Genomic DNA, 5791 nt, shown 5'->3' on the forward strand with positions numbered 1-5791 from the left:
CCCGACCGCAGGCGCCCACCGTCGACCCCCGGCCCGCCCGGCCCGTCGACGCCCGGCCCGCCCGGCCGGTGGAGACCCTGCCGGTGGACACCCTGACCGCCCGGCCGCCGGCCGATCCGGCGGCGCTGGTCCTGGCCAAGGCGGCGACCGTGCTCGGCATCCCGGCCGAGCGGATCGACTCCTCGGCCCCGCTCACCGACTACGGCCTGGACTCGATCCTGGTCCTCCAGCTCACCAACGCCCTGCGCGAGGACTTCGGCGAGGACGTCTCCCCCACCCTGCTGTTCGAGGCCGAGAGCGTCGACGCCCTCTGCGCCCGCCTCGCCGGCGCCCCCGACACCACCGGCACCACCGGTGAACCCGGCCGGCGCTGGGCGCTGTCCCGCGGCCAACTGACCATGTACCGGGACCAGGTGCGCTGCCCGGACTCCGTCGCCTACCACCTCCCGCTCCTGTTCGAGGTCCACGGCGACCCGGACGAGGCGGCGCTGGAACGCGCGGTCCGGGAGCAGGCCCGGATCCACCCGCTGCTGGGCGCGGTGGTCGCCGAGCGGGACGGCGTCCCGTACCTGGACGTCGATCCGGCCCGGGGCCCGTCCTTCGAACGGGTCGACCTCACGCCCACCACGCGGGACGGCCGGCTGGCCGCGCTGCGCGAACTGGTCGGCGCGCCCTTCGACCTGGCCGCCGGCCCGCTGGTCCGGGCGCACCTGGCCGCCCTGCCCGACGGCCGCCGGCTGCTGCTGGTCACCGCGCACCACATCCTGCTGGACGGGACCTCGACGGCCCTGCTGGTCCGCACCCTCAAGGACGCCTACCGGGGCCGGGGACGGCTGCGGAGCGCCGAGTTCGGCGACTACACCGCCTGGGAGGAGGAGCTGCTGGCCGGCCCGCGCGGGCAGCGGCACCGGGACCACTGGCTGGCCGAACTGGCCGGCGCGGACGGGCGGTTGGACCTTCCGTACGACCGCCCGCCGGTCCCGGGGCGGCTGCCGCGCGCTGACGTGGTCGTGACCCGGCTGCCGCGGGAGCTGGCCGACGCGGTCGCCACGACGGCCAGGAGCCACCGGGTCAGCGCCTCGACCGTGCTGCTCGCCGGCTACACCCGCTTCCTCCACCGGGTGACCGGCCAGGACGACCTGATCGCGGGGGTCACCACGGCCGCCCGCTACGAGGAGCGGTTCCAGGACGTCGTCGGCCAGTTCGCGAACTGCCTGCCGATCCGGTCCACCGCCACGGAGGACGTCGCCGGGCTGCTCCGCTCCCTCCACCGCCGGGTGCTGGCCGGGATCGAGCACGGCGCCTACCCGCTGGCCGAGATCGTCCGGGCCCGGGGCGACGGGGACGGACCGCTGGTGCGGACCAACTTCCTGTTCCAGAACTTCGACGGCGCGGAGCTGCTGACCAACGGGGCGCCCACCGCTCCCGGCGACCTGGACCTCCGGGCCTTCGACGACCTGCCCTACCCGGGGGAGTATCCCCTCGCCCTGGAGGTCTACCGGGACGAGGACGGCTACAAGGCCTTCCTGAAGTACGACACCCGGCTGTTCGAGGAGGCCACCGCCCGGTGGCTGGCGGACGACTGGCTGGCGGCCCTGCGGGAGGTCGTGGCCGGCCGGTAGCGGGGCCGGTGTCCCCGCCGCCGGGCGGGGACACCGGAGGGCCGGGCCCGCGGCACACGCCGCGGGCCCGGCCCTCCTTCTGTCAGCCGGTCAGCCGGTCCGGTGGTCAGACCAGGGTCGCGAGCACCGACGGGTCGTACGGGACCGCCCCGGCCAGCCCGCCGCCGAGCGCCCGCTCCGCCCAGTCGGGGTTGGCCAGCAGCGGCCGGCCGACCGCGACCAGGTCGAACTCGTCGCGTTCCAGCCGCTCGACCAGCTCCTCGATGCCGGTGAGCCCGGCCGGCCGGGTGAAGCCGTCGGTGAACACGCCCTCGCCGTACTGGCGGTCCAGGCCGACCGAGCCGACCGTCACGGCGGCCCTGCCGGTGAGCTTGCGCGCCCAGCCCGCCAGGTTGAGGTCGCTGCCCTCGAACTCGGGCAGCCAGTAGCGGCGGGTGGAGGCGTGGAAGGCGTCGACCCCCGCCTCGGCCAGCGGGGTCAGCAGCTGCTCCAGCTCCTCCGGGCTCTCCGCGATCCGGGCGTCGTAGCGGCCGACCTTCCACTGGGAGAGCCGGAAGAGGACCGGGAACCCGGGGCTCACCGCCGCCCGGACGGCCTGCACCACCTCGGCCGCGAAGCGGGCCCGGGAGGCCGGGTCGCCGCCGTAGCGGTCGGTGCGGCGGTTGGTGCCGTGCCACAGGAAGTCGTCGATCAGGTAGCCGTGCGCGCCGTGCAGTTCGACCCCGTCGAACCCGAGCCGCTCGGCGTCCGCGGCGCCGTGCGCGAAGGCGGCCACGGCGTCGTCGATGTCCTGCTGGCTCATGGCCCGCCCGGCCGGGCCGCCGTCCAGGCCGATCCCCGAGGGCCCCTCGGCGGGCGGTTCGGTGCCCGGGCGCTGCACCCCGGTGTGCCACAGCTGCGGGACGATCCGGCCGCCGGCCGCGTGGACCAGCGACACCACCCGGGACCAGCCCGCCAGCGCCTCCTCGCCGTGGAAGTGGGGGACCCCGTCGTAGGCCGCGGCGGCGGGGCGGCCGATGTAGGTGCCCTCCGTGACGATCAGCCCCACCCGGTGGGCCGCACGGCGGGCGTAGTACTCCGCGACGTCCGGGCCCGGCACCCCTCCGGGGGACTTCATCCTGGTCATCGGCGCCATCACGATCCGGTTCGGGACCGTCAGGTCGCCCACGGTGAACGGCTCTCCCAAGCCCGCCATTGTTCCTCCCGAGTTCGTCTGAATTCCGGGCCGGACGCCCCGGGCGATATCCCGCCGCGCCGCGGCGGTGTTTCCGTCCGTCTCATACCGGAGGTCCGTACGTCGGCAATTCGACGATTATCGGGGCTATCGTTCCCGGCGTCCAGCGGCATCGGCCCGCCCGGCGGCCGACCGCCTTTCTGCACCGCGCCAGGCGATGCACTGCATCGACACAATCTTCTTGACCTTGCCGAAGCGGGTCGCGGATAGTGGTCCGCGGTGGTTCCGCGCCGCCCTTCCGCACCGGCACCGGGCCGTACCCGCCCGTGCGCCGAAAAGCGTCTCTTCTGCCGAAAGGCGTCGCGGACAGGTTTTCCGACCAGGGAGAGGCGGCGGAACCGGAATGGAACGGGAATTGGCCGGAAAGCGGGCGGTGGTGACCGGCGGAAGCCGCGGCATCGGCGCCGGCATCGCACGGAAGCTGCTGGAGAGCGGCGCCACCGTCGTCACCACCGCGCGCAAACCGACCGGGGACACCCCGGCCGATTCCGCCTTCGTACCGTCCGACCTCAGCACCGCGGCCGGTGTCCGGGAATTCGCCGACACCGCGCTGGAAATCCTCGGCGGCGTGGACATCGTGGTCAACAACGCCGGCGGCTGTCGGACCTTCCAGAGCGCGCTGGACATCGAGAAGGACTGGCAGTACACCGTCGACATCAATTTCCTCTCCGCCGTCCGGCTCAATTCCGCACTCGTCCCCGCGATGCGTTCGGGAGGCGGCGGCGTCATCGTCCACATGTCCTCGATCGCCACCGTCTCGTCCTATCCGGTGATCCTGCACTACGCCGCCGCGAAAGCCGCCCTGGAGGTCTACCACAAAGGGCTGGCGACCGAACTGGCGCCGGACGGCATCCGGGTCGTCGCGCTTTCCCCCGGGAACGTCATGACGCCGGGCGCGGACGAGGCCCGGGACGGGATCGCCGACTACCTCGGGCTCGGGACGGACACGGCGGACTGGGCCGAGGGGATCCCGCTCGGCCGGATCGGGCGCACCGAGGACATCGCCGAGGCCGTCGGGTTCCTGGTGTCCCCGCGCGCCTCCTGGATCACCGGCAGCAACCTCGTCATCGACGGCGGGCGGATCGCGGCACTGTGACCGCCCCCGGGACCGGAAGGACTGACAACATGACCGCGACGGACGACGGGCCCCGCGCCTATCCGTTCGGCCCGACGCACCGGCTCGACATCGACCCGGAGCTGGCCGCGGTCTGCGGCGAGCAGCCCGTGCTGAGGGTCCGTCTGCCGTTCGGCGGGGACGCCTGGCTGGTCAGCCGCTACGCCGACGTCCGCGCCGTGCTGGCCGACCCCCGGTTCAGCCGCGCCGAGGCGGTCGGCGACCACGTGCCCCGCACGGTCTCGGCCGGCCTCCCCCGCACCTCGATGCTGAGCATGGACCCGCCCGAGCACACCCGGCTCCGGCGCCGGGTGGCCAACCCGTTCACCCTCCGCCGGGTCGAGGCGCTGCGGCCGCGCGCCCAGGAGATCGTGGACGAGCTGCTGGACGCGATGATCGCGTCGGGCTCGCCGGCCGACCTGACCAAGGCCCTGACCTGGCCGCTGCCGGTCACCATGATCTGCGAACTGCTCGGGGTGCCGCTCGCCGACCGCGACCGGTTCAACTCCTGGGTCGACGGCCTGCTGACGCTCTCCGACCCCGAGCTGTCCGCCCGCGACCGCGGGCACCTGAACGACTACCTGGCGGGCCTGGTCGCCGAACGCCGGGTCCACCCCACCGCCGACCTGCTCGGCGAACTGGCCTCCGTCGAGGGCGAGGAGAACGCGCTCACCGAGGAGGAACTGGTCGGCCTCGGGGTCAGCCTGCTCTCCGCCGGCCAGGAGGCCACCGCCAACCAGATCGGCAACTTCGTCTACACCCTGCTGACCCGCCCCGAGCTGTGGCGGGAGCTGGTCGCCGATCCCGGCCTGATCCCCGGCGCGGTGGAGGAGCTCTCCCGGGTCGTCCCGATCAGCGCCACCGCCGGGTTCACCCGGATCGCCGTCGAGGACCTGGAGCTCAGCGGGCAGAAGATCCGCGCCGGTGACGCCGTGGTCGCCGAACTCGGGCTGGCCAACCGGGACCCGGAGGTCTTCGAGCAGCCCGACCGCATCGACTTCCACCGCAGCGCGTCCCCGCACGTCACCTTCGGGCACGGCGTGCACCACTGCCTCGGCGCGCAGCTCGCCCGGATGGAACTGCGCACCGTGCTCGGCTCCCTGGTCCGCCGTCTGCCGGGGCTGCACCTCGCCGTCCCGCCCGAGCGGATCAGCTGGCGCACCGAACGCCTCATCCGCGGGGCCGACGCCCTGCCGGTCGCCTGGTGAGCTCCGCCACGGCCGGGGCCGGCCGCCGCCCGGGCGCGACGGGGCAGTCGGAAGGGCCGGGCGCGACGGGGCAGTCGGAGGCCGTACGGGCGGCGCTCGCCGATCCGGCCACCAGCCCGGCCGAGATCATGGCGACCGTCATGGCGGCCTACCGGGACCGGCCCGCCCTCGGCGAACGCGCCCGCGACCAGGCGACGGGGCGGCTGCTCCCGAGGTACGACACCGTCAGCTACGGGGAGTTGTGGGCCCGCGTCCGGGCGCTCGCCGGGGCCTGGGCGCACGAGCCCGGGTACCGGCTGGCCCCGGGCGACCGGATCTGCGTCCTCGGCTTCAGCAGCACCGACCACGCCACCGTCGACCTGGCCGGCGTCCACCTGGGCCTGGTCTCCGTGCCGCTGCACGCCAGCGCGCCGCTCTCCCAGCTGGCGCCCATCGTCGCGGAGACCGGGCCGCGGCTCCTCGCCACCAGCGTCGAACGGCTGGACACCGCCGTCGCCGCGGTGCTCGGGCAGCCGTCGGTCCGCCGCCTCCTGGTGTTCGACCACCACCCCGGGGTCCCCGCCGAGCGCGCCGCCGTCGAGGCCGCCGCCCGGCGGCTGGCCGAGGCCGGCGG

General features: G+C 74.7%; 5 protein-coding genes. 4 read left to right on the forward strand and 1 reads right to left on the reverse strand.

The features are described from left to right. The coding region (locus AE652_RS33790; protein WP_049658610.1) for a condensation domain-containing protein at window positions 1-1622 on the forward strand (1622 nt) is incomplete at its 5' end. A 106-nt stretch (window positions 1623-1728) separates the two neighbouring features. On the opposite strand, the gene AE652_RS33795 is transcribed toward AE652_RS33790, so the two are convergent. Next, a complete protein-coding gene (locus AE652_RS33795; protein WP_049658611.1) occupies window positions 1729-2817 on the reverse strand; it encodes an NADH:flavin oxidoreductase in 1089 nt (362 codons plus the stop codon). A gap of 382 nt (window positions 2818-3199) precedes the next feature. Between AE652_RS33795 and AE652_RS33800 the strand changes: the two genes are divergently transcribed. The 3 genes from AE652_RS33800 to AE652_RS33810 form a co-directional block, all read left to right on the forward strand. Beyond that, a complete protein-coding gene (locus AE652_RS33800; RefSeq protein ID WP_049658613.1) occupies window positions 3200-3952 on the forward strand; it encodes an oxidoreductase in 753 nt (250 codons plus the stop codon). Window positions 3953-3981: 29 nt separating this feature from the next. Then, window positions 3982-5178, forward strand: a complete 1197-nt coding sequence (locus AE652_RS33805; RefSeq protein WP_049658615.1) for a cytochrome P450 — start codon at window positions 3982-3984, stop codon at window positions 5176-5178. Further along, window positions 5175-5791: AMP-binding protein (locus AE652_RS33810; RefSeq protein WP_049658617.1), on the forward strand; the 617-nt coding region annotated here is incomplete at its 3' end. The genes AE652_RS33805 and AE652_RS33810, both read left to right, overlap by 4 nt.

It is taken from the genome of Kitasatospora sp. MY 5-36, from assembly GCF_001182915.1.
In the GTDB taxonomy this organism is placed as follows: Bacteria; Actinomycetota; Actinomycetes; order Streptomycetales; family Streptomycetaceae; genus Kitasatospora.